This window comes from Paraburkholderia hospita (assembly GCF_002902965.1).
GTDB classification, from domain to species: Bacteria; Pseudomonadota; Gammaproteobacteria; order Burkholderiales; family Burkholderiaceae; genus Paraburkholderia; species Paraburkholderia hospita.
In genome coordinates this window covers 3,519,049-3,542,709 of the sequence record NZ_CP026105.1, presented here as the reverse complement: position 1 = coordinate 3,542,709, position 23,661 = coordinate 3,519,049, and the positions used below count along the sequence as shown (strand labels likewise).

The window sequence follows — 23,661 nt, the reverse complement described above, 5'->3', positions numbered from 1 at the left end:
TCTCACACGGAAGTAATTGAGGAAGGTTTGAGTAATCAGATCTTTCGTCAGTGATTTTGAGTGAGCGACCGGTTGGTAAAACAACCGAAAAACAGTAACAGGTTTGAACTGAAGAGTTTGATCCTGGCTCAGATTGAACGCTGGCGGCATGCCTTACACATGCAAGTCGAACGGCAGCGCGGGGGCAACCCTGGCGGCGAGTGGCGAACGGGTGAGTAATACATCGGAACGTGTCCTGGAGTGGGGGATAGCCCGGCGAAAGCCGGATTAATACCGCATACGATCTCTGGATGAAAGCGGGGGACCGAAAGGCCTCGCGCTCAAGGGGCGGCCGATGGCAGATTAGCTAGTTGGTGGGGTAAAGGCCTACCAAGGCGACGATCTGTAGCTGGTCTGAGAGGACGACCAGCCACACTGGGACTGAGACACGGCCCAGACTCCTACGGGAGGCAGCAGTGGGGAATTTTGGACAATGGGGGCAACCCTGATCCAGCAATGCCGCGTGTGTGAAGAAGGCCTTCGGGTTGTAAAGCACTTTTGTCCGGAAAGAAAACTTCCTGGTTAATACCTGGGGAGGATGACGGTACCGGAAGAATAAGCACCGGCTAACTACGTGCCAGCAGCCGCGGTAATACGTAGGGTGCGAGCGTTAATCGGAATTACTGGGCGTAAAGCGTGCGCAGGCGGTTCGCTAAGACCGATGTGAAATCCCCGGGCTTAACCTGGGAACTGCATTGGTGACTGGCGGGCTAGAGTATGGCAGAGGGGGGTAGAATTCCACGTGTAGCAGTGAAATGCGTAGAGATGTGGAGGAATACCGATGGCGAAGGCAGCCCCCTGGGCCAATACTGACGCTCATGCACGAAAGCGTGGGGAGCAAACAGGATTAGATACCCTGGTAGTCCACGCCCTAAACGATGTCAACTAGTTGTCGGGTCTTCATTGACTTGGTAACGAAGCTAACGCGTGAAGTTGACCGCCTGGGGAGTACGGTCGCAAGATTAAAACTCAAAGGAATTGACGGGGACCCGCACAAGCGGTGGATGATGTGGATTAATTCGATGCAACGCGAAAAACCTTACCTACCCTTGACATGTACGGAACCTTGCCGAGAGGTGGGGGTGCCCGAAAGGGAGCCGTAACACAGGTGCTGCATGGCTGTCGTCAGCTCGTGTCGTGAGATGTTGGGTTAAGTCCCGCAACGAGCGCAACCCTTGTCCCTAGTTGCTACGCAAGAGCACTCTAGGGAGACTGCCGGTGACAAACCGGAGGAAGGTGGGGATGACGTCAAGTCCTCATGGCCCTTATGGGTAGGGCTTCACACGTCATACAATGGTCGGAACAGAGGGTTGCCAAGCCGCGAGGTGGAGCCAATCCCAGAAAACCGATCGTAGTCCGGATCGCAGTCTGCAACTCGACTGCGTGAAGCTGGAATCGCTAGTAATCGCGGATCAGCATGCCGCGGTGAATACGTTCCCGGGTCTTGTACACACCGCCCGTCACACCATGGGAGTGGGTTTTACCAGAAGTGGCTAGTCTAACCGCAAGGAGGACGGTCACCACGGTAGGATTCATGACTGGGGTGAAGTCGTAACAAGGTAGCCGTATCGGAAGGTGCGGCTGGATCACCTCCTTTCCAGAGCTTCGCGTCTCAAAGTTGAGCGCTCACACTTGTCGGCTGTTAATTGAAGACAGGCTCAGGGGTCTGTAGCTCAGTCGGTTAGAGCACCGTCTTGATAAGGCGGGGGTCGATGGTTCGAATCCATCCAGACCCACCAGCGTCTTGTCTGCGGTGGCTGACTGAAGATTCTCCTGTGTACTGTATGACTGGGGGATTAGCTCAGCTGGGAGAGCACCTGCTTTGCAAGCAGGGGGTCGTCGGTTCGATCCCGTCATCCTCCACCAATTCCCAATGCACAGTGTTCTGCAGAACGCAGAAGACTTCGCATTGGCAATTGAGCCAGTCAGATGCGGTATTGCAGTTCGATATCGGCTGTCGTTCTTTAACAATCAGGAAGAAGTAGTAAAGAGATTCGCGAAAGCGTGCTTAGAGATGGGCGCGTGAGTAGGTGAATCAGGGTTGTGATTGTATCAATGTATTTTTAAGGGTTGTCGAAAGACAGCCTTGGAATACGGCACAACGCTAAAACTCAACCTGTAGCGAGTGGGTCTGACGTGGCAACACGGAGAGACACACCCGTTATAGGGTCAAGCGAACAAGTGCATGTGGTGGATGCCTTGGCGATCACAGGCGATGAAGGACGCGGTAGCCTGCGAAAAGCTTCGGGGAGCTGGCAAACGAGCAATGATCCGAAGATGTCCGAATGGGGAAACCCACTCCGAATGGAGTATCCGTAGCTGAATACATAGGCTACGTGAAGCGAACGCGGTGAACTGAAACATCTAAGTAACCGCAGGAAAAGAAATCAACCGAGATTCCCAAAGTAGTGGCGAGCGAAATGGGACCAGCCTGTACTCTTTATCTTTGCTGTTAGCCAAACGCTCTGGAAAGTGCGGCCATAGTGGGTGATAGCCCCGTAGGCGAAAACAGCGAGGAAGAACTAGGTGTACGACAAGTAGGGCGGGACACGTGAAATCCTGTCTGAAGATGGGGGGACCATCCTCCAAGGCTAAATACTCGTGATCGACCGATAGTGAACCAGTACCGTGAGGGAAAGGCGAAAAGAACCCCGGGAGGGGAGTGAAATAGATCCTGAAACCGCATGCATACAAACAGTCGGAGCCTCGCAAGGGGTGACGGCGTACCTTTTGTATAATGGGTCAGCGACTTACATTCAGTGGCGAGCTTAACCGATTAGGGCAGGCGTAGCGAAAGCGAGTCCGAACAGGGCGATTCAGTCGCTGGGTGTAGACCCGAAACCAGGTGATCTATCCATGGCCAGGATGAAGGTGCGGTAACACGTACTGGAGGTCCGAACCCACTAACGTTGAAAAGTTAGGGGATGAGCTGTGGATAGGGGTGAAAGGCTAAACAAACCTGGAAATAGCTGGTTCTCTCCGAAAACTATTTAGGTAGTGCCTCGTGTATCACCTTCGGGGGTAGAGCACTGTCATGGTTGAAGGGTCCATTGCGGATTACTTCGCCATAGCAAACTCCGAATACCGAAGAGTGCAATCACGGGAGACAGACATCGGGTGCTAACGTCCGGTGTCAAGAGGGAAACAACCCAGACCGCCAGCTAAGGTCCCCAAATATGACTAAGTGGGAAACGAAGTGGGAAGGCTAAAACAGTCAGGAGGTTGGCTTAGAAGCAGCCATCCTTTAAAGAAAGCGTAATAGCTCACTGATCGAGTCGTCCTGCGCGGAAGATGTAACGGGGCTAAGTCATATACCGAAGCTGCGGATGCACATTTATGTGCATGGTAGGAGAGCGTTCCGTAAGCCTGCGAAGGTGCACTGGAAAGTGTGCTGGAGGTATCGGAAGTGCGAATGCTGACATGAGTAGCGATAAAGGGGGTGAAAGGCCCCCTCGCCGTAAGCCCAAGGTTTCCTACGCAACGTTCATCGGCGTAGGGTGAGTCGGCCCCTAAGGCGAGGCAGAAATGCGTAGCTGATGGGAAGCAGGTCAATATTCCTGCACCAGTGTGAAATGCGATGGGGGGACGGATCGCGGAAGGTTGTCCGGGTGTTGGAAGTCCCGGTCGCTGCGTTGGAGAAGGTGCTCTGGCAAATCCGGGCACGGAATTCAAGGGCGTGGCGCGAGCTCCTTCGGGAGCGAAGCAATCGGAAGGGGTTCCAGGAAAAGCCTCTAAGCTTCAGTTTCACATTGACCGTACCGCAAACCGACACAGGTGGGCGAGATGAGTATTCTAAGGCGCTTGAGAGAACTCGGGAGAAGGAACTCGGCAAATTGGTACCGTAACTTCGGGATAAGGTACGCCCCTGTAGCTTGATGCCCCTGCGGGCAAAGGGTGAAGGGGTTGCAATAAACTGGTGGCTGCGACTGTTTAATAAAAACACAGCACTCTGCAAACACGAAAGTGGACGTATAGGGTGTGACGCCTGCCCGGTGCCGGAAGATTAAATGATGGGGTGCAAGCTCTTGATTGAAGTCCCGGTAAACGGCGGCCGTAACTATAACGGTCCTAAGGTAGCGAAATTCCTTGTCGGGTAAGTTCCGACCTGCACGAATGGCGTAACGATGGCCACACTGTCTCCTCCCGAGACTCAGCGAAGTTGAAGTGTTTGTGATGATGCAATCTCCCCGCGGCTAGACGGAAAGACCCCATGAACCTTTACTGTAGCTTTGCATTGGACTTTGAACCGATCTGTGTAGGATAGGTGGGAGGCTATGAAGCTGGGACGCCAGTCTCAGTGGAGCCGTCCTTGAAATACCACCCTGGTTTGTTTGAGGTTCTAACCTTGGCCCGTGATCCGGGTCGGGGACAGTGCATGGTGGGCAGTTTGACTGGGGCGGTCTCCTCCCAAAGTGTAACGGAGGAGTACGAAGGTACGCTAGGTACGGTCGGAAATCGTGCTGATAGTGCAATGGCATAAGCGTGCTTAACTGCGAGACCGACAAGTCGAGCAGGTGCGAAAGCAGGTCATAGTGATCCGGTGGTTCTGTATGGAAGGGCCATCGCTCAACGGATAAAAGGTACTCTGGGGATAACAGGCTGATACCGCCCAAGAGTTCATATCGACGGCGGTGTTTGGCACCTCGATGTCGGCTCATCTCATCCTGGGGCTGTAGCCGGTCCCAAGGGTATGGCTGTTCGCCATTTAAAGAGGTACGTGAGCTGGGTTTAAAACGTCGTGAGACAGTTTGGTCCCTATCTGCCGTGGGCGCTGGATATTTGAAGGGGGCTGCTCCTAGTACGAGAGGACCGGAGTGGACGAACCTCTGGTGTACCGGTTGTCACGCCAGTGGCATCGCCGGGTAGCTATGTTCGGAAGAGATAACCGCTGAAAGCATCTAAGCGGGAAACTCGCCTTGAGATGAGATATCCCCGGGGCTTCGAGCCCCTTGAAGGGTCGTTCAAGACCAGGACGTTGATAGGTCAGGTGTGGAAGCGCAGTAATGCGTTAAGCTAACTGATACTAATTGCCCGTAAGGCTTGATCCTATAACAGGTGTGTCTTACCCCAACGGGGTGAGCAGGACACACAGGTTGAGATCGGTGTTGTGCCAGAAACAACACAACCCCCTCTTTACGCTTCTTCCAGATTGGCTGTGGCGCACCCCAGATGCGACGCAGCAACCCGTCATGCCTGATGACCATAGCGAGTCGGTACCACCCCTTCCCATCCCGAACAGGACCGTGAAACGACTCCACGCCGATGATAGTGCGGATTGCCCGTGTGAAAGTAGGTAATCGTCAGGCTCCTCACCCAAGACCAAGACCCCGCCCTCAAAAGCGGGGTCTTGGCGTTTGTAGCGCACGTTTTGAGGTCGCGTCAGCGGCCGTGCCAAGCCGCAACGGCCTAAGCAAGTCTATCCCCACCATTCCCAGCGGCAGTCGGCCGTCCAACCGTCACTCGGCTGGGCGACGTCAGCTTCGCCAACTCGTGGCCACTTAACCGTTCACGTACCGGCGACCCTCAGCGAAACAGCAAACGCGCCCGCTTGCATATCCTGCGTTCTGAACTCTCGGGTCCTAAGCTCTGTTCACGCCTCCGCCAGAAACCGCTGCGCCAACCGCACCCAGTACGTGGCCCCAACCGGCAGCAGCTCATCGTTGAAATCGTAGCTCGCATTGTGCAGCATGCAGGGACCGGCGCCATGCCCGGCCTCGCGATGTCCACCGTTGCCGTTTCCAAGAAACGCATAACACCCAGGTTTCGCCAGCAGCATGAACGAAAAGTCTTCTGCGCCCATCGTTGGTTCGACGGTATCGTCAACCTTCTCCTCACCGACGACTTCCTTCATCACCGCCGCAGCGAACCGCGCTTCCTTCCCGCTATTGATCGTCGGCGGATAGTTGCGATGGAAGGTCATCTCGACCGAACACTCGTAGGCTTCAGCCGTGCTTTGCACGATCTTCCGCATCCGCGATTCGATCAGATCGAGCGTCTCCGTCGTGAAAGTCCGAACGGTCCCCGCAAGCCACGCGGAATCCGGCACGACGTTGACGGCATCGCCGGCATGAATCTGGGTGATCGACAGAACGGCGGTATCGAGCGGTTTCTTGTTGCGCGTGATCACGCTTTGCAGGCCATTCGCGATTTGCACGGCCGTGAACACGGGATCACGTCCGTTATGCGGCAAAGCCGCATGCGAGCCCACGCCTGTGATTTCAATGCGGAATTCGTTACTCGACGCCATGATCGGACCTTCGGTGACGCCGAAATGTCCCGCCGGCATGCCCGGCCAGTTATGGATGCCGAATACGGCATCGACTGGGAACCGCGTGAATAGCCCGTCATCGATCATCGCCTGCGCGCCGGCGCCGCCTTCTTCGGCCGGTTGAAAGATGAAGACAATCGTGCCGTCGAAATCACCGTGCCTGGCGAGATGGCGCGCCGCGCCGAGCAGCATTGCGGTATGTCCATCGTGACCGCACGCATGCATCTTCCCTTCGTTTTTCGAGCGGTGATCGAAGGTATTCAATTCCTGGATAGGCAAGGCGTCCATATCAGCGCGCAAGCCGATCGACTTCGTCCCCGTCCCGCGCTTGAGCACGCCAACCACGCCGGTTTTTCCGATGCCTTCATGCACCTCGATACCCCATCCAGCCAATGTCTTGGCGACGAGTGACGCTGTCTGCGTCTCTTCATATCGCAATTCCGGATGGGCGTGGATTGTTCGTCGGAGAGTCTGAATTTCGCCGCGAGCGGCTTGGATTTCAGGAAGCAGTTTCATGATGGATTGAGTGTCTGGCTGTATGCAGTTTGATCCGGACAGTCGATTCCGGAGAAGATCAAAATCGATTCTACGCCCATCCCTATTTTTGACGACCATGTGTCAGATGCGGACGCTGGAACGTAATAAAATCAACACCTTCATCCGCGCAGTCCCTCGATACAAACATGAACGCTCCCGCTGAATTCGCCCGTGCCGTCTGTCCGCACGATTGCCCCGATACCTGCGCGATGCGCGTGACCGTCGACAACGGCCGCGCGATCAAGGTTGTCGGCGAACCAGATCACCCGCCGACGCAAGGCGTTCTGTGCACGAAGGTCAGCCGTTATGCGGATCGTGTGCATCATCCCCGCCGGCTGACGACGCCGATGCGGCGGATCGGTCGAAAAGGCGAAGGGCGCTTCGAGCCAATCAGTTGGGACGAAGCGCTGCGCCTCGCGGGCGAGCGTCTGTTGGAAATCGCGGGCCGCGCGCCGGAAGCGATCGTGCCGTACAGCTACGCCGGCACGATGGGTTTCGTGCAGGGCGACAGCATCGCGCAGCGGTTTTTCCATAAGCTCGGCGCATCGCAACTGGACCGAACCATTTGCGCAGCGGCTGGCGCGGCGGGCCTCAAATACACATACGGCGCAAGCCTCGGGATGCTCACGGAGTTTTTCTCCGAGAGCGAGGTGATTCTGATCTGGGGAGCAAACCCGATCGCGTCGAATCTGCACTTCTGGACGCGTGCGCAGGAGGCGAAGCGCAACGGCGCGCGCCTGATCGCAATCGATCCGTACCGCTCGCTCACTGCTGAAAAATGCCATCAACACATCGCACTGAAGCCGGGCACCGACGGCGCGCTCGCGCTCGGCATGATGCATGTGCTGATCGCGGAAGACATGCTCGATCACGCTTACATTGCCGATCACACGCTTGGTTTCGATCAACTGAAAGCACGCGCGCTCGACTATCCGCCTGCGCGCGTCGCTGAAATCTGTGGAATCGACGAGCAGGTGGTCGTGGATCTCGCGCGTCTCTATGGCGGCACGAAAAAGTCGGCGATTCGCCTGAACTACGGCATGCAGCGCGTACGCGGCGGTGGCAACGCCGTTCGTGCGATCGCCTGCCTGCCGTCGCTGACGGGCGCCTGGCGCGAGCGCGCGGGCGGTGCGCTACTGTCGTCGTCGGGCTGGGCACCTGTCGATTCGCATGCGTTGTCGCGGCCCGACCTGATGCCGGGCTGGCCTTCGAAACAGCCGCGCGTCGTGAATATGAACGCGATCGGCGACGCGCTGTGCCATCCGGGTGACGCCGCATTCGGGCCGAAGGTCGAAGCGATCGTCGTGTACAACTCGAACCCCGTCGCGGTGGCGCCGGACTCCGAGCGCGTCGCCTCCGGCTTTGCGCGCGAAGATCTGTTCACGATTGTGCTCGAGCACTTCCAGACCGACACGGCCGACTACGCCGATCTGCTGCTGCCCGCTACGACGCAGCTCGAGCATCTCGATGTCCACAAGTCGTACGGCCACACGCACGTGATGGTCAACTTGCCCGCGATCGCGCCTGTCGGTGACGCGCGTCCGAACACGGAAATCTTCCGCGGCATCGCGCGCGCGATGGGCCTTGACGAGCCGGCGCTGTATGAAGGCGATGAGTCGGTAGCGTCGTCGGCGTTTCGTTGGGATGATCCGCTGCTGGAAGGCTGCAGTTGGGAGACGCTCAAGCGCGATGGCTGGGCAAAGCTGAATGTCCCCGATGCGCCGTTCGCGAACGGCGGCTTTCGCACGCCATCGGGCAAATGCGAGTTCTATAGCGAGCGTCTCACACAAGCGGGCCTCGAACCGGTGCCGGATTATCTGCCGCCTTATGAGTCGGCCGACGGTTCGCCTGAGCTCGCGGCCCGTTATCCGCTCGCGATGATCTCTCCGCCCGCGCGCAATTTCCTCAACAGCACGTTCGTGAACGTCGAAAGCCTGCGTGCGACGGAAGGCGAGCCGCACCTCGATATCCATCCCGACGACGCAAGCGAACGCGGCATCAACGACGGCGATCAGGTCCGCATCTTCAACGATCGCGGCTCGATGCAGGCACGCGCCCGCGTGACCGACAGGGCACGCGCCGGGCTCGTCGTCGGCTTGTCGATCTGGTGGAAAAAGCTCGCGCCGGACGGCCGCAACGCCAACCAGGTCACGAGCCAGGCGCTGACCGACCTCGGCGGCTCCGCCACTTTCTACGACTGTCTCGTCGAGGTCGAACGAGCCTGAGTCGCTTTTCGCACGCGCAGTGGACGCAACCGCTGCGCCTTCGCGCCCCGGTTCGCGCTTTCGAGTGCGGCGTCTAACTGGGGGCTTATCCCGAATATCGACGCGTGTACGCATGCTACGATGCGGGTTTTAGCACGACCATTCGAAAATCACGGAGGAGACGCCGTATGGAAAAAGTCTGCCTCTAATTCCGCAAGCGGAATTAGCGGCATAACTCCGAGGCCAAGATTATTCCGAGTGTAATCTCACTAGATGCGGGATTGCCGGCACTGCGCTGCGAAGAGGCAGTACCGGTACTCGGAATTATTAGAGGTTCTTCAGAAATTGCATGAGCCGATCATCAGGTCGGTATCGGGATGCCGGGACTTTCCTGTTAGACGTTTTAGCAAGTGCGCGCTCCTTGAGTTGCATGTCTGCATGCAGATAAATGGCTGTTGTTTCGGTCGATTCGTGCCCCAACCAGAGTGCGATCACGGTCTGCTCAGCGCCGTGATGAAGCAGATCCATGGCCAGGGTGTGCCTCAATACATGCGGAGTCACGCGCTTATGCACGAGCGATGGACAGTGCTGGCAAGCGATACGGAGATGCTTGTCCAGCATGTATTGCAGGGCATCATGGCTTAACGCGGTTCCGCGCGTAGTCGGGAAAAGAGGCTCAAGAGGCTGTCCTTGTCGCTCACGCAACCAACTGCGCAACACCAGAACGGTGTCTTTACCCAATGGCGTGCAACGGCATTTGCGACCCTTGCCTTCGCATCGTACGTGTGCGCCGGCGCCAAGCAAAACGTCTTCGCAGCGCATCCCGATAAGCTCCGCGGCACGCAGGCCGGTCTGGACGGCCAACGTCAGAAGCGCACGATCACGGCGACCAGACCATGTCGTGAGGTCGGGAGCGGCAAGCAGCGCATCGACCTCAACCTGCGTCAGATAAGCGATCGGGCTGCGCGTATAGCGCTTGCTCGGCATGGCCAGGACGCGCTGCGCCACCGCGCTATGCTCCGGGGCGTGCAACGCCACGTAGCGGAAGAAGGAATGGATTGCAGCGAGACGCACGTTGCGACTGCGGGCGCTGTTCTTGCGTTCGTGCTCCAGGTAATCGAGGAACGCGCCCAGAAGCGGCGTGTCGAGTTCTGATACCGTCAGATTCGAAGGCGCCTTGCCGAGGCGTCTTTGCGCGTACTGGAGAAGCAGGCGAAAGGTGTCCCGATAGCTCGCGACGGTGTAGGAGCTCGCCTGACGCTGCTGCATGAGCCGATCCATGAAGAACGCCTGCAGAAGTGCGGGGAGCGTGCTGATAGTATTCATGGTCGTAGTCCTTCTCTGGAGCGTTCCACGTATCGCAGCGCATAGCGCAGCAGCTCGGGCGTCGCAGTCAAATACCAGTACGTGTCGGTGATATGCGCGTGCCCGAGGTAGGCCGACAGCAACGGCAGGTGACGCTCGACATCGACACCGCGTCGATACCAGTTGAGGAGCGTGCGAGTGGCCAGCCGGTGACGAAGATCGTGCAGACGAGGCCCTCGGGAGTCGTCGTCACCGCGAAGGCCGATCTCATGCGATAGCTTTACAAAGGTCCATCGCACGCACCATTCTGTTAAACGGGTTCCGCGCTCCGAGACAAAGAAGCTCGGCGTTTCGAGATCGCTGCACAGACGATCCCGCAGGACTGCGTAGCGCCGTAATGCTCGTTGTGTGGAAACGTGGACCGGTACATAGCGCATCTTGCCAAACTTCGCGCCACGGATCGTCAACACTCCGTTGACCAGATCGACGTCGTTGCGATCGAGATGCAAGGCCTCGTTGACCCGTAGCCCCGTGGCGACGTAAAGACCGAATAGCGTGAAGAATGTAATAGGCCTCAGACCAGTGACATACGGAAGGCGGCGGGCAGCAGCAAGCAACCGCTTGATCTCATCGTCGCGGTAAAGGTATGGAGCTGGACGATGGTACCGGTGAGGAAGCAGGTCTGCCGGCGGCACGGCGTTGCGCGGATCGTTCGCGCTGCAATACTGTGCGAAACGACGCAACATGCCGAGGCGGTTCGCCCACTGGGCGGGTTGCGCGGTGGCCGGCTCCATCGCCCATGCCAGTGCGAGCTCGGTGGTGATGTATTCTGCACCTTCGCGAGCAGCGAAGTCGACAAAGCGTTGCAGCAGTCGGCCTGCCAGGCGCAACTTGAACCCGAGGGCGCGACGGACTGCGAGGTACTCATCGAGTGCGACCTGCAGCTTGCTCATGACGCACCTCCGGGCCACGGCAGCGCAATATCACGCAGCGCCGCGATGTCAACTTTGGCGTAGATCTGCGTAGTTGTCGGCTGTCGGTGACGCAGCAGTTGACCAATCTCACCCAGCGTCGCGCCGCGGCGAAGCAGATTGGTGGCGAGCGAATGGCGTAACAGGTGAGCCCCTTTGAACTCAGGGTCCAGACCGGCCCGGCCAAGGGCGCGCCGAACAATGCAGCAAATCGCGGCAACGGCAAGCCCCTGGTGCGGAGCCTTCATCCGAATGAACACCCGACGCGTCGCACACGCCGGACGGACGTCACAAAGATAGCTCGCCAATGCCGCGCCGACATCAGAGGGCATTGGCAAGCGTTCCAGTCGCTGACCTTTGCCTCGAACCACGATCTCGCCGTGCTCCCAGTCCAGATCGTCCAACGTCATGGCCAGCACCTCTCCACCCCGCAACCCGAGTCGGGCCAGGAGCAGCAAGATCGCATAGTCGCGCTCGCCGGCAGGTGTGCTTCGATCGCAGCAGGCGAGTAATAGTTCGACCTGATCGGGAGGCAACGACCTGGGCAGATGTGACAGTCTCCAGCATGCCACCCCAGGTAGCGTGCAAGCCAGGTCTGTCTGAATAGCGCCACGCTGCAGCAGGAATCGCAGGAACGAGCGCAGCGCGGTGATGACTAGCTTGCCGTGACTGCGACTTACACGCTGGATCTCGCGAAGAAGAAAGTTGTGGATGTCTTGCGGCCGCAACCGGTCAACATGCGGAACCTTGCACCCAAACCGCTCATTCAGGAAGCGCCGGATGACGGTCAGATAGTGGACGACTGTTGACCGTGACAGGCCACGTTCGGTACAGAGAAATGCTTCAAAGGCGCCAATAAGACAGGCCGACGGTGTTCGATCAACCTGCAGTGCAGGCGGGCGGTGCAATGTCGTCACGATTACGCAGATACGCAAGAAGCTGCTGACCAGTCGTCGCATCGCCTCGTCGCGCCCTGTTCCGGTGGCGGCGGGCTCTCTGGAACTGTCTCAGCAGCCCCTCATTGAGTTCTGCCAAAGGGATGAGATGCCGTTCGAGCCATCGACTCAACTCGGCTATTACGTCACACTTTGTACGAACTGTGTTCGGCGCGTACCCCATGCGCGAAAGTTGAGCTGCAAAACCCTCAACGTGAGAGGCCAGCGGCCCAGTGCAAAACAGTCTATGTGGAGAAGTTATTCCACCGTTGCGTGTAAGCATCATCATGACGCCTCCTTGAAGATCCGGAAGGGGTGCCGGATGGAGACGACAGAATAATGCCGAGAAATCAACCGTCGCTTCGGAGGCCAGTCGAGCAACGACGTCTCATGTCGACGACTATCGAATTCACACTCGGAATAATCTTGGCCTCGGAGTTATGGCTGAAGTCGTATCCGCCCGGCGTGCCAAAAGAGATCGATCCGACGCAATACGAGTCGATCACTGCGATGCTGGAGGAGAGCTTCCGCGAATATCGCGCAAAGCCGGCATTCGCCTGCATGGGCAAGCAGATCACGTACGGCGAACTCGACAGCCTGTCGACGCGGCTTGCCGGTTGGCTCCAGTCGAAGGGCATCGCGCGCGGCGCGCGTATCGCCATCATGATGCCCAACGTCCTGCAGTACCCCGTCGCGCTCGCGGCGATCCTGCGCGCGGGTTACGTCGTCGTGAACGTGAATCCGCTGTACACGCCGCGCGAGCTTGAGCATCAGCTGAAAGACAGCGGCGCGGAAGCGATCATCCTGCTCGAGAATTTCGCGGTGACGTTGCAGGCGATCGTACGCAATACGTCGATCAAACATATCGTCGTCGCGTCGATGGGCGATCTGATGGGTGCGAAGGGATTGATCGTCAATTTCGTCGTGCGTCGCGTGAAGAAGATGGTGCCCGCGTGGAGTCTGCTGGGCCACGTCAGCTTCAACGATGCCATTTCAGCGGGCGCGCGCAGCAAGTTCACGCCCGTGAAGCAGAGTCCCGACGACGTCGCGTTTCTTCAGTACACAGGCGGCACGACGGGCGTAGCGAAGGGCGCAACGCTCCTGCACCGCAATCTGGTCGCGAACGTGCTGCAGTCGCATGTGTGGGTCGAGCCGGCGCGCAAGAAGCGCGGCGACATCGACCAGTTCGTGACCGTTGTCGCGCTGCCGCTGTACCACGTGTTCGCGCTGACAGTTTGCAGTCTGTTGACGATCCGCACGGGGGGCCTTGGCGTGCTGACTCCAAATCCACGCGATATCGCCGGCATGATCAAGTCGCTGCACGGCTACAAAATCACGACGTTCCCCGCCGTGAATACGCTGTACAACGCGATGCTCAATCATCCTGATTTCGCAAAGCTCGATTTCTCGAATCTGCTGGTCGCGAACGCCGGTGGGATGGCCGTGCAGGAAGCCGTCGCGAACCGCTGGTACGAGCGCACGCACGCGCCGATCGTTGAAGGCTACGGCTTGTCGGAGACCTCGCCGTGCGTCACCTGCAATCCGACCACGGTCACTGAATACAGCGGCACGATCGGTCTGCCGCTGCCGTCGACGGAAGTATCGATTCGCGACGACGACGGCAACGAACTGCCGCCCGGCCAGGCGGGCGAGTTGTGCATTCGAGGTCCGCAGGTGATGGCGGGCTACTGGAACCGGCCGGACGAAACGGCGAAGGTGATGACGTCCGACGGCTTCTTCCGTTCAGGCGACATCGCGACCGTCAACGACGACGGCTTCGTGAAGATCGTCGACCGGAAGAAGGACATGATTCTGGTGTCAGGCTTCAACGTCTATCCGAACGAGATCGAGGACGTGGTTGCCAAGCACCCCGGTGTGTTCGAAGTGGCGGCCGTGGGCGTGCCCGACGAGCATTCGGGCGAAGCGGTGAAGCTTTACATCGTGAAGAAGGACGACGCGATCACCGACGCCGACATCTTCGCGTACTGCAAGACTCAACTGACGGGCTACAAGCGGCCGCGGATCGTCGAGTTTCGCAAGGAACTACCGAAGAGCAATGTTGGCAAGATCTTGCGTCGCGAATTGCGTGACGGCCGGGCGTGAAAATCGCACTCAGGTAAGAGCACAGGCGAGAGAGACCACCAGCGGATTCACCAGCGGATAGATCGACGTGACAGTCGGCAAACGAGACCCGAAAAGGCCTGACGGTTCATCCCGTTGGGCCTTTTCTATTTCACAGGCTGACGGGCACACCAATAAAAAAGGGCGCCCTAAGGCGCCCTCGAGGGTAACTACGCTTTCACAACTTATTAGAACTTGTGACGGATACCGACGCGAGCCGTGAACTGGTTGTTCGAGTTCGACGGCGTCAGTCCGTTGATCGAAGCAACTGCTTGCTGGCCCGTCGAGTCCGTACCCGCAGCGCGTTGGTACACGCCGATCAGGTAGACGTCCGTGCGCTTCGACAGGAAGTAGTCTGCGCCGAGTGCGCCCTGGTTGTAGTGCGCGCCGCCATGACCGTTGAACGAAGCGAGGCGCGTGTAATCATATGCTGCGCCCAGAACGAGAGCCGGCGTCAACTGATACTTGAAGTTGATTTCGCCGTTGTTGAACGTTGCCGAGCCGCGGTAAGCCGGAGCCGTGACGTTCTCCGAGCCGAGGTTGCCGAACTGGATGAACGAATACGTCACGCCGACCGTTGCTGCGCCGAACGTGTACGCACCACCTGCGCCGCCGACCTGGTACGAGTTGGCCGTAGCGAAGCCCGAGATGACCGGGTTACCCTGGACGCCCGTAACCTTGCCGATGTTGTTCGTCGGGTTCGCGCCGCTGCTCGGCACGTTGCCCCAGAACGAGGTATTCGGATCGCGGACGTTCAAGTAGCCAGCACCCAACACCAGCGGGCCGTTGTTGTAGCCAGCGCCCAACGACCAGATCTGGTTGCGGCCCGTCGCGCCTGCAACGCCGCCGAGGCTATACATGCCGCCGAACGTCAGGCCGGCGTAGTTCGCGCTCGTGAACTTGATTGCGTTGTTCACGCGGTTTGCGTTGTTGAAGTTGTCCAGATCGTCCGGGTGAGCCGCGATGTAGCCGCCCCACTGGTCGCCGGCTTCCAGCGGACCGACGTAGTCGACCACGGAGTCATACTGGCGACCCATCGTAACCGTACCAAACTGGCTCGACAGACCGACATAAGCCTGACGGCCGAACAGCGCGCCGCCCTGACCAGACTTGCCGGTGTTCACGTCGAAGCCGCTTTCCAGCACGAAGACCGCTTTCAGGCCACCGCCCAGATCCTCGGTACCGCGCAGGCCCCAACGGCTGCCTTGCAGAACGCCGCTCGACAGGTTGTACAGGCTCTGGTTCGTGCGGCCAGCGCCAGATGCCGTCTGCACGTGGTTCGTGTAGTTAAAACCTTCGTCAATAATGCCGTACAACGTCACGCTGCTCTGAGCATGAGCGACGCCAGCAAACGCGCCCAATGCTGCCAGAGCGAGAAGCGACTTTTTCATCGAAAGATCTCCAAGGAATTGCGAATTATTTTGAAGCAAGGCAGGTATTTATCTGTGTTGCGACCTTGCGTAACTTCTTCGAGAAGTTGCCACGTAATGTAGCAAAGACACCAAAACGCACAAAGAAAAAGCGGGGCGGCAGCCAGGCTGCTGTTTCGTTTACGCAACATGATCTAAAATCCAGAATCGGCTGTCGGAAACACTTCGGAATTTTTCTTGCCATCGGCCGCAAAACCTTGGTGGACAAGGGTTTGCGCGAAGCGATCCGGACGCCGCGTCGTGGAGGCCAGAATGCTGCTTGATGAATTGATTAATGAGTTCGATCGGGGTTTACGCTCAATGACCGGGGTGTCGCGCATGTCGCGTCCGCTACCCGTTCCGCCCGCGTCGACGGAGCCAGTCGAACTGACTGATGAGGAGCGCGCGCACGCAGCGGGGTTGATGCGCGTGAATCACGTCGGCGAGGTATGCGCGCAGGCGCTTTACCAGGCGCAAAAACTGGCGACGCGCTCGCCGGCGCTCAAGCAGGCCTTCGAGCATGCCGCGCGCGAAGAGGAAGATCACCTCGCGTGGACGTATAAGCGCCTCGAGGCGCTCAATTCGCGTCCAAGCCTGCTCAATCCGCTCTGGTATGCTGGCGCCCTCGCGATCGGTCTCGCAGCCGGCCGCCTTGGCGATCGCGTGAGCCTCGGCTTCATGGCGGAAACGGAGCGGCAGGTGGAACTGCATCTGGACGGCCATCTGACCACGCTTCCAGAAGGCGATCATGAGTCGCGCGCGATCGTCGAACAGATGCGTATCGATGAAGCCGCGCACGGCAAGGCCGCAACGGATGCGGGCGGCGTCGAGTTGCCGTTCCCGGCGCGCGCGCTGATGCGGGCCGCGTCGAAGATCATGACCCGCACGGCGTATCACGTGTAATCTGGTTTAAAGCAAAACTGTTCGAAGTGGGCGGCACACCCCGCGTCGCCCCTGGAAATTCGCTCCAAATCTTCCGTCTTCCCGCGCTTTTCATCCGCCAGGAACGCTTTTATTCCACGCTCTTCCCTCGCACATTTCACGTATCACCTTCACAAGTTTCGTTAGTTCATTCATTTATAACGATTTTCCATTTTTAGGCGTCACCTGAACAGGCGTCGCTAAGTCCTTGTTCTAGCAAACAAAATTCGTCAAAAAACCGCGAGTCTCCCTTGACCCGTGTTGGGGGTTACTCTAAAGTGGGAGACAGTGTGAGAAAGTGTATTTTTGTGTGATCCAACGCGCTTTCTTCGGTAAATTTCCAGAATTGGGCGACATCTTTCAGCGCCCTGAAAAAAGGGGAGTGAAGTGTTCCAAGGGGCGTCAGCGCTGACACTCGATGCGAAGGGGCGGATGTCCGTCCCGTCTCGCTATCGTGATGCGCTGCAAGGACAGGCAGAAGGCCGAGTGACCATTACGCGTCACCCGGACGGCTGCCTGTTGCTGTTTCCGCGCCCTGAGTGGGAAGTCTTTCGCGCCAAGATCGTCGCGCTGCCGATGGAAGCCAAATGGTTTCAACGGATTTTTCTCGGCAGTGCTGCGGATGTCGATCTCGACACGGCTGGCCGCGTGCTGATCGCGCCCGAGCTTCGCCAGGCGGCGAAGCTGGAAAAAGAAGTGATGTTGCTGGGAATGGGAAGCCGGTTCGAGATCTGGGACAAGGAAACCTACGACGCGCAGGAACAGGCGGCGATGTCGCAGGGCATGCCCGAGTCTCTGAAGAACTTCACATTCTGACCGCAGGTAATACATATGGCGCCTGCGATGAGTAACGAATTGCAGCATCGCACGGTGCTGCTCGAAGAAGCGGTGAATGCGCTCGTCACGCGCGCGGACGGCATCTATATAGATGGCACGTTCGGGCGCGGCGGCCATAGCCGCGCGGTGCTGGCAAAGCTGGGCGAATCGGGGCGTCTGATCGGCTTCGACAAGGACCCGCTCGCCATTGCTACCGCGCAGCAGATCGCCGATCCGCGCTTCGAGATCGTGCATGAAAGTTTCGCATCACTGCGCGACGCGATGAGCGAGCGCGGGGTAGGGCGTGTGTCGGGAGTGTTGCTGGATCTGGGCGTGTCGTCGCCGCAGTTCGACGACCCGGAGCGGGGTTTCAGTTTCCGCGCCGACGGCCCGCTCGACATGCGGATGGACCCGACGCGCGGCGAGTCCGCCGCGGATTGGCTGGCGCGGGCCACGGTGCAGGAAATGACGGAGGTGATACGGGATTATGGGGAAGAACGGTTTGCTTTTCAGATTGCAAAGGCGCTTGCTGCTCGCCGGGCAGAGTCCGACCGTCTTGGGCCTCTCGTCAGCACGGGCGAGCTTGCCCAAATCGTGGCTAACGTCGTCAAAACCCGTGAGAAGGGTAAGGACCCGGCAACCCGCACCTTTCAAGCTATACGGATTCACATCAATCAAGAGCTTGCGGAGCTGCAAGTCGTACTAGAAGCAGCATTGTCGTTGCTGGAGCAAGGGGGGCGGCTGGTCGTGATCAGCTTTCATTCGCTCGAAGACCGGATCGTCAAGCGGTTCATGCAGGCGCACTCGAATGCGCCTGCTGTCGATCGCCGTCTGCCGATCCGCGCCGTCGACCTGCCGAGCCCGCCGCTCAAACTGATTGGCCGCATATTCGCGAGCGACGCCGAAGTCGCCGCGAACCCGCGCGCCCGTTCCGCCGTGATGCGCGTCGCGGAGCGGATCGCGCCATGAACCGCCTCAATATCTTCCTGCTGATCGTCGTGATGGGTTGTGCGCTTTCCGTTGTCAACGCGACCAATCAGCAGCGCCAGTTTTTTATCCAGTTGCAGCGCGCCCAATCGCAGGAGCGCCAGCTGCAGCAGGACTATTCGCAGCTTCAATATCAGCAGAGCGCGCTGTCGAAGACCTCGCGCATCGAGCAGATCGCGACTGATTCTCTAAAGATGCAGGGCGCGACCACGGGGCGCACGCAATATCTGACGCTCGACGCCGGTTCCGCCATGGCCGAAGACGCGCCGATCCCGGTCTCGGCGCCGACCCCGGCGTCGGTCGCGAAAGCTCGTGGAGCCACGCGATGAAGAAATCGTCGAACAAGAACAAGAGCGTCGCGTTCTCGGCGAATCCGATTCTCTCGGTGCGCCTGCCGATGTGGCGCTCGAAGCTCGTCGTGTTCCTGCTCTTCATGGCGTTCGTCGCGCTGGCGGCGCGTGCGTTCTGGATTCAGGTCCCGGGCAACGGCTTTTATCAGAAGCAGGGCGAAAGCCGCTATCAGCGCCGGCTGGAGTTGCCGGCCACGCGCGGCAAGATTCTCGACCGTAACGGCCTCGTGCTCGCGACGAGCCTGCCCGTGCGCGCAATCTGGGCGATCCCCGAGTCGGTGCCCGACGACCTCGGCGCGGACAAGCTCGCTGATCTCGCCAAGCTGCTCGACATGACGCAGCCGGAACTGCGCAAGAAACTGTCGGAAGACAAGACGTTCGTCTATGTGAAGCGCCAGGTGCCCGTCGAAGTGGCCGCGAAAGTGGAAGCGCTGGGCATCCCCGGCGTCTATCAGCGCAACGAGTACAAGCGCTTTTATCCGGAAGGCGAAATCACGGCTCACCTGATCGGCTTCACGAACGTCGAGGACGAAGGTCAGGAAGGCGTCGAACTCGGCGACCAGAAGCTGCTCGCAGGCATGGCGGGCAGCCGCCGCGTGATCAAGGACCGTCTTGGCCACATCGTCGAAGACGTGGACGAGCAGGTCGTGCCGCACAACGGTCAGGACGTCGATCTGTCGATCGACAGCAAGATCCAGTACATCGCGTACACGAACCTGAAAGCGGCCGTGCAGAAGTTCAAGGCGAAAGCGGGCGCCGCGATGGTGATCGACGTGCAAACGGGCGAAGTGCTCGCGCTCGTCAATTATCCGACCTATAACCCGAACGACCGCACGCATCTGACGGGCGAGCAGCTGCGCAACCGCATCCTGACCGACACGTTCGAGCCGGGTTCGATCATGAAGCCGTTCACGGTGTCGCTCGCGCTCGATCTGCACCGCGTTACGCCGACTACACTGGTTGATACGGGTGGCGGCCGTTTCGTCCTGGACGGCGCACCCATCACCGACGACTCCGGCTTCGGCGTGCTGACGGTCGGCGGCGTGATCCAGAAGTCGAGCAACATCGGCGCGACCAAGATCGCGATGCAGCTCAGGCCCGAAGAGATGTGGAACATGTATACGGGCATTGGTCTCGGCCAGGCGCCGAAGGTCGGTTTCCCGGGCGCGGCGGCGGGCCGTCTGCGCCCCTGGAAGAGCTGGCGCCGTATCGAGCAGGCGACGATGTCGTACGGTTACGGTCTGTCCGTGTCGCTGTTTCAGTTGGGCCGCGCCTACACGGCCATCGCGAACGACGGCCGGATTCTGCCTGTGTCGATTTTCCGCACGTCAAATGATCAGCCGACGCCCGGCACGCAGGTGTTCGCGCCCACCACCGCGCGCGAAGTCCGCGCGATGCTCGAAACGGTCGTCTCGCCTGGTGGTACGTCGCCGGATGCAGCCGTGCCCGGCTATCGCGTCGGCGGCAAGTCGGGTACGGCGTACAAGCACGTCGGCCGTGGCTATGACCACAGCAAGTACCGCGCGTCGTTCGTTGGCATGGCGCCGATGCCGAATCCGCGCATCGTGGTGGCCGTGTCCGTCGACGAGCCGACGGCAGGTAGCCACTTCGGCGGCCAGGTGTCGGGTCCGGTGTTCTCGTCGATCGTCGGCGACACGCTGCGCTCGCTGAACGTGCCACCCGATCAGCCCGTCAAGCAGATGGTCGTGTCGGACGAAATGAATCCCGCGAAGCCCGCCGCCGCGTCGCAGCCGGCCGCGAACGGCGCAAAGAAACTTTCGACGCACGCCGCGCCGAAGAAGCTGCAGATTTCAGACAGTACGAAGAACCGCCCCGGAGTAGTTAGATGAGTGCGCTGCGTTCTTCTCATCCAGCGCAACAGCAGATTGCTGACGCGCTAACCTGGCTGCGCGCACGCGTGCAGCCAGGCGCACATTTGCACGCCGATACCCGCACGATCGCGGCAGGCGACGTGTTCCTCGCGTATGCCGTCGACGGCGCGGACAACCGCCCGTTCATCGCGAACGCGATCGAGCGCGGCGCGGCTGCCGTGCTCGTGCAATCGGACGGTTTTACGGGCGATATCGATGCCGCGACGATGTTCGCCGTGCCGCGCCTGAACGAACTGGCGGGCACGATCGCGAGCGCGTGGTACGGCGATCCGAGCGACGCGATGCGCGTGATCGGCGTGACGGGCACGAACGGCAAGACGTCCTGCACGAACTGGATTTCGGCCGCGCTGACGGCGCTCGGCCAGCCGTGCGCGATCATCGGCACGCTCGGCAGCGGCATGCCGGGCCATCTCGTGTACACAGGCTTCACGACGCCCGACGCGCCGCAACTGCAACGCAACCTCGCGCAGTTAGGCGCCGCGGGTGCGAAAGCGGTCGCGATGGAAGTGTCGTCTCACGCGCTGCATCAGGGCCGCGTGAACGGCACCGCGTTCAGCGTCGCCGTGTTCACGAATCTGACGCAGGATCATCTCGACTATCACGGCACGTTCGAAGCCTACGAAGCCGCGAAAGCGCGCCTGTTCGCGTGGCCGGAACTGAAGGCCGCCGTCATCAACGCCGATGACGAAGCGGGCCGCCGCCTGATCGCAAGCACGAAAGGCCACGCGAAGACCATCGCATACGCGCTTCAATCGCACGCCGACGTGCAGGCCGACGCGTCGATCGTCGCGTCCAATGTGCGCGCGACCGCGACGGGCACGGCGTTCCATATCGCGTCGGACTGGGGCAATACCGACATCGAGGTCCACACGCTCGGCACGTTCAACGTGAGCAATCTGCTCGGCGTGCTCGGCGCGCTGCTCGCGTCCGACGTGCCGTTCGACGCCGCTGTCGCGCAACTCGCGAAGCTCGAATCGGTGAACGGCCGGATGGAGCGCCTCGGCGGCCGCCTGCAGAACGACGAGCCGCTCGTCGTGATCGACTTTGCACACACGCCGGATGCGCTCGAAAAGACACTGACAGCATTGCGCCCAATCGCGGATGCGCGCGGCGGCAAGCTGATCTGCATGTTCGGCTGCGGCGGCGACCGCGACGCGACCAAGCGTCCGCTGATGGGTGAAATCGCGGAGCGCTGCGCCGACGGCGTCGTCGTGACCAGCGACAACCCGCGCAGCGAAGATCCGCAAAAAATCATCGACCAGATCGCGGCCGGCATGCAGGACGCGTCGAAGGCGCGCCGCATCGAAGACCGCGCGAGCGCGATCCTGCAAGCCGTGCGTTGCGCGGCGCGCGAGGACGTCATCGTGCTGGCGGGCAAGGGTCACGAATCGACGCAGGAAATCATGGGCAAGAAGCGCGCGTTCTCGGATCAGGATCACGCGCGGCTCGCGCTTGCGGCCCGTGCGACCCACGCACGCGGAGGTAGCGAATCATGATGTTCACGCTACGTGAAGCCGCCGCACTGATTCCTGGCGCAACAGTAACGGGCGACGAGTCGGTCGCATTCGAGCGTGTCTCGACGGACAGCCGTTCGTGCGGTCCCGGCGATCTGTTCGTCGCGTTGAAGGGCGACCATTTCGACGCACACGATTTTCTGGCCGACGTCGCCGCGCGCAACGTGAGCGCGGTGCTCGTCACCCGCACGCCGGATAACTTCAGCGTGCCCGCATTGCGCGTGACGGGCGACACGCGCGCGGCGTTGGGCGCATTGGCCAACGGCTGGCGTCGCCGCTTTGCGATGCCGCTCGTCGCGGTAACGGGCAGCAACGGCAAGACGACGGTCAAGGAAATGATCTCGTCGATCTTCGCGGCGGCTGTCGGTGAGCAATCGCGTCTTGCGACGGCCGGCAATTTCAACAACGACGTCGGCTTGCCGCTGACGCTGTTCCGTCTGAACGAAACGCACCAGCTCGCCGTCGTCGAACTCGGCATGAACCATCCGGGCGAAACGGCGCTTCTCGGCACGATTGCCGAGCCGACTGTAGCGGTCGTCAACAACGCGCAGCGCGAGCATCAGGAATTCATGGCGACAGTCGAGGCCGTCGCGCTCGAACACGCGAGCGTCATTCACGCGCTGAAGCCGGAAGGCGTCGCCGTGTTCCCGGCCAACGATGCTTACGCCAGTATCTGGCGCGTCGCGGCAACGGGAAACCGCATCGTCGATTTCGCGCTGAATACGGCAGAACGCACGACGGAAGCTGCGGTCCAAGGCACTCTCGACGGCAATCAGTTGAGCATCGATACGCCCGAAGGCCACGTCGACGTCACGCTGCAAGTGCTCGGCGCGCACAACGCGCACAACGCTCTGGCAGCGACGGCGGCGGCGCTCGCCTCAGGTGTTTCGCACGATGCGATCAAGCGCGGTCTCGAAGCATTTGGCGCAGTGAAGGGCCGCTTGCAGGTGAAGCGCGCGGTGCTCGGCTCGATGGCGGGCGCGACCGTGATCGACGACACGTACAACGCGAATCCCGATTCGATGCTCGCCGCCATCGACGTACTCGCTGAGCGTCCGTCGCCACGCGTGCTGGTGATGGGCGACATGGGCGAAGTCGGCGACAACGGCCCGGAGTTTCATCGCGAAGTCGGCGCGTACGCGAAGGCGCACGGCGTCGATGCGCTGTATGCGCTCGGCGATGCATCGCGCGATGCCTGCGCCGCGTACGGCAGCGAAGCACACCATTGCGACGACGCGAACGCGCTTGTCGCGCAATTGCAGCAGGCCGGTTACGGCGCGGCTGCGACGTATCTCGTGAAAGGCTCGCGCTTCATGAAAATGGAACGCGTGGTGGACGCCGTTACGAGTCCACAACCCGCTGCACCGGGCTCGACGCCCGGCGCACACTGAA

At 60.0% G+C, this 23,661-nt stretch carries 15 protein-coding genes, 2 tRNA genes and 3 rRNA genes; 15 read left to right on the top strand and 5 right to left on the bottom strand.

The features are described from left to right. Positions 1-105: 105 nt before the first annotated feature. The 5 genes from C2L64_RS16020 (at position 106) to rrf (ending at position 5,345) form a co-directional block, all read left to right on the top strand. A 16S ribosomal RNA gene (locus C2L64_RS16020) occupies positions 106-1,636 on the top strand. A 65-nt stretch (positions 1,637-1,701) separates the two neighbouring features. Continuing rightward, positions 1,702-1,778: transfer RNA gene (locus C2L64_RS16015), tRNA-Ile, on the top strand. Between the two features lie 51 nt (positions 1,779-1,829). Then, positions 1,830-1,905, top strand: a tRNA-Ala gene (locus tag C2L64_RS16010). Between the two features lie 301 nt (positions 1,906-2,206). Continuing rightward, positions 2,207-5,087 (top strand): 23S ribosomal RNA (locus C2L64_RS16005). A gap of 144 nt (positions 5,088-5,231) precedes the next feature. After that, a 5S ribosomal RNA gene (rrf, locus tag C2L64_RS16000) occupies positions 5,232-5,345 on the top strand. The 16S, 23S and 5S rRNA genes sit together here with 2 tRNA genes alongside, the layout of an rRNA operon. Positions 5,346-5,629: 284 nt before the next feature. On the opposite strand, the gene C2L64_RS15995 is transcribed toward rrf, so the two are convergent. Continuing rightward, positions 5,630-6,823 (bottom strand): M20 aminoacylase family protein, encoded by a 1,194-nt coding sequence (locus C2L64_RS15995; RefSeq protein ID WP_090835887.1) that lies wholly within the window; start codon positions 6,821-6,823, stop codon positions 5,630-5,632. A gap of 167 nt (positions 6,824-6,990) precedes the next feature. On the opposite strand from C2L64_RS15995, the gene C2L64_RS15990 reads away from it, so the two are divergent. After that, positions 6,991-9,069, top strand: a complete 2,079-nt coding sequence (locus C2L64_RS15990) for a molybdopterin-containing oxidoreductase family protein (protein WP_007747037.1) — start codon at positions 6,991-6,993, stop codon at positions 9,067-9,069. 306 nt (positions 9,070-9,375) lie between these two features. Here the strand turns inward: C2L64_RS15990 and C2L64_RS15985 are convergent, their stop codons facing one another. From C2L64_RS15985 to C2L64_RS15975, 3 genes are read right to left on the bottom strand one after another with little or no spacing between them, the layout of a single operon-like run. Continuing rightward, entirely contained in the window at positions 9,376-10,374 is a 999-nt protein-coding gene (locus tag C2L64_RS15985; protein ID WP_090835888.1) for a tyrosine-type recombinase/integrase, read from the bottom strand. After that, entirely contained in the window at positions 10,371-11,306 is a 936-nt protein-coding gene (locus C2L64_RS15980) for a tyrosine-type recombinase/integrase (RefSeq protein WP_007743554.1), read from the bottom strand. Before C2L64_RS15980 ends, C2L64_RS15985 begins: the two co-directional genes overlap by 4 nt. Beyond that, on the bottom strand, positions 11,303-12,283 hold the full coding sequence (locus C2L64_RS15975) for a site-specific integrase (protein WP_244144680.1): 981 nt from the start codon (positions 12,281-12,283) through the stop codon (positions 11,303-11,305). Before C2L64_RS15975 ends, C2L64_RS15980 begins: the two co-directional genes overlap by 4 nt. 402 nt (positions 12,284-12,685) lie before the next feature. Here C2L64_RS15975 and C2L64_RS15970 point away from each other — a divergent pair, with 402 nt between their 5' ends. Then, on the top strand, positions 12,686-14,362 hold the full coding sequence (locus tag C2L64_RS15970; protein ID WP_244212206.1) for a long-chain fatty acid--CoA ligase: 1,677 nt from the start codon (positions 12,686-12,688) through the stop codon (positions 14,360-14,362). Between the two features lie 206 nt (positions 14,363-14,568). Here C2L64_RS15970 and C2L64_RS15965 read toward each other — a convergent pair whose 3' ends face one another. Continuing rightward, positions 14,569-15,771, bottom strand: coding sequence for a porin (locus C2L64_RS15965; protein WP_079486978.1), 1,203 nt, complete (start codon positions 15,769-15,771; stop codon positions 14,569-14,571). Between C2L64_RS15965 and C2L64_RS53260 the strand changes: the two genes are divergently transcribed. The 8 genes from C2L64_RS53260 to C2L64_RS15930 all read left to right on the top strand — a co-directional run bounded on the left by C2L64_RS53260 (position 15,741) and on the right by C2L64_RS15930 (position 23,660). Continuing rightward, on the top strand, positions 15,741-16,073 hold the full coding sequence (locus tag C2L64_RS53260) for a hypothetical protein (RefSeq protein ID WP_144267848.1): 333 nt from the start codon (positions 15,741-15,743) through the stop codon (positions 16,071-16,073). The two genes, C2L64_RS15965 and C2L64_RS53260, sit on opposite strands and share 31 nt — an antisense overlap. Continuing rightward, positions 16,063-16,692: a 2-polyprenyl-3-methyl-6-methoxy-1,4-benzoquinone monooxygenase gene (gene coq7 / locus C2L64_RS15960; protein WP_007747047.1), complete on the top strand. Its 630-nt coding sequence runs from the start codon at positions 16,063-16,065 to the stop codon at positions 16,690-16,692. Before C2L64_RS53260 ends, coq7 begins: the two co-directional genes overlap by 11 nt. Positions 16,693-17,097: 405 nt before the next feature. Continuing rightward, positions 17,098-17,526 (top strand): division/cell wall cluster transcriptional repressor MraZ, encoded by a 429-nt coding sequence (mraZ, locus tag C2L64_RS15955; RefSeq protein ID WP_009771045.1) that lies wholly within the window; start codon positions 17,098-17,100, stop codon positions 17,524-17,526. Positions 17,527-17,541: 15 nt separating this feature from the next. Then, on the top strand, positions 17,542-18,495 hold the full coding sequence (gene rsmH / locus C2L64_RS15950; protein WP_079486976.1) for a 16S rRNA (cytosine(1402)-N(4))-methyltransferase RsmH: 954 nt from the start codon (positions 17,542-17,544) through the stop codon (positions 18,493-18,495). Continuing rightward, positions 18,492-18,842 (top strand): cell division protein FtsL, encoded by a 351-nt coding sequence (ftsL, locus tag C2L64_RS15945; RefSeq protein WP_009771047.1) that lies wholly within the window; start codon positions 18,492-18,494, stop codon positions 18,840-18,842. Before rsmH ends, ftsL begins: the two co-directional genes overlap by 4 nt. Next, entirely contained in the window at positions 18,839-20,713 is a 1,875-nt protein-coding gene (locus C2L64_RS15940; protein WP_086909878.1) for a peptidoglycan D,D-transpeptidase FtsI family protein, read from the top strand. The genes ftsL and C2L64_RS15940 overlap by 4 nt, the downstream gene beginning before the upstream one ends. Beyond that, complete coding sequence (locus C2L64_RS15935) at positions 20,710-22,251, top strand: UDP-N-acetylmuramoyl-L-alanyl-D-glutamate--2,6-diaminopimelate ligase (protein ID WP_086909879.1); 1,542 nt, start codon at positions 20,710-20,712, stop codon at positions 22,249-22,251. The genes C2L64_RS15940 and C2L64_RS15935 overlap by 4 nt, the downstream gene beginning before the upstream one ends. Further along, on the top strand, positions 22,248-23,660 hold the full coding sequence (locus C2L64_RS15930) for a UDP-N-acetylmuramoyl-tripeptide--D-alanyl-D-alanine ligase (protein ID WP_086909880.1): 1,413 nt from the start codon (positions 22,248-22,250) through the stop codon (positions 23,658-23,660). Before C2L64_RS15935 ends, C2L64_RS15930 begins: the two co-directional genes overlap by 4 nt. Position 23,661: the final 1 nt, after the last annotated feature.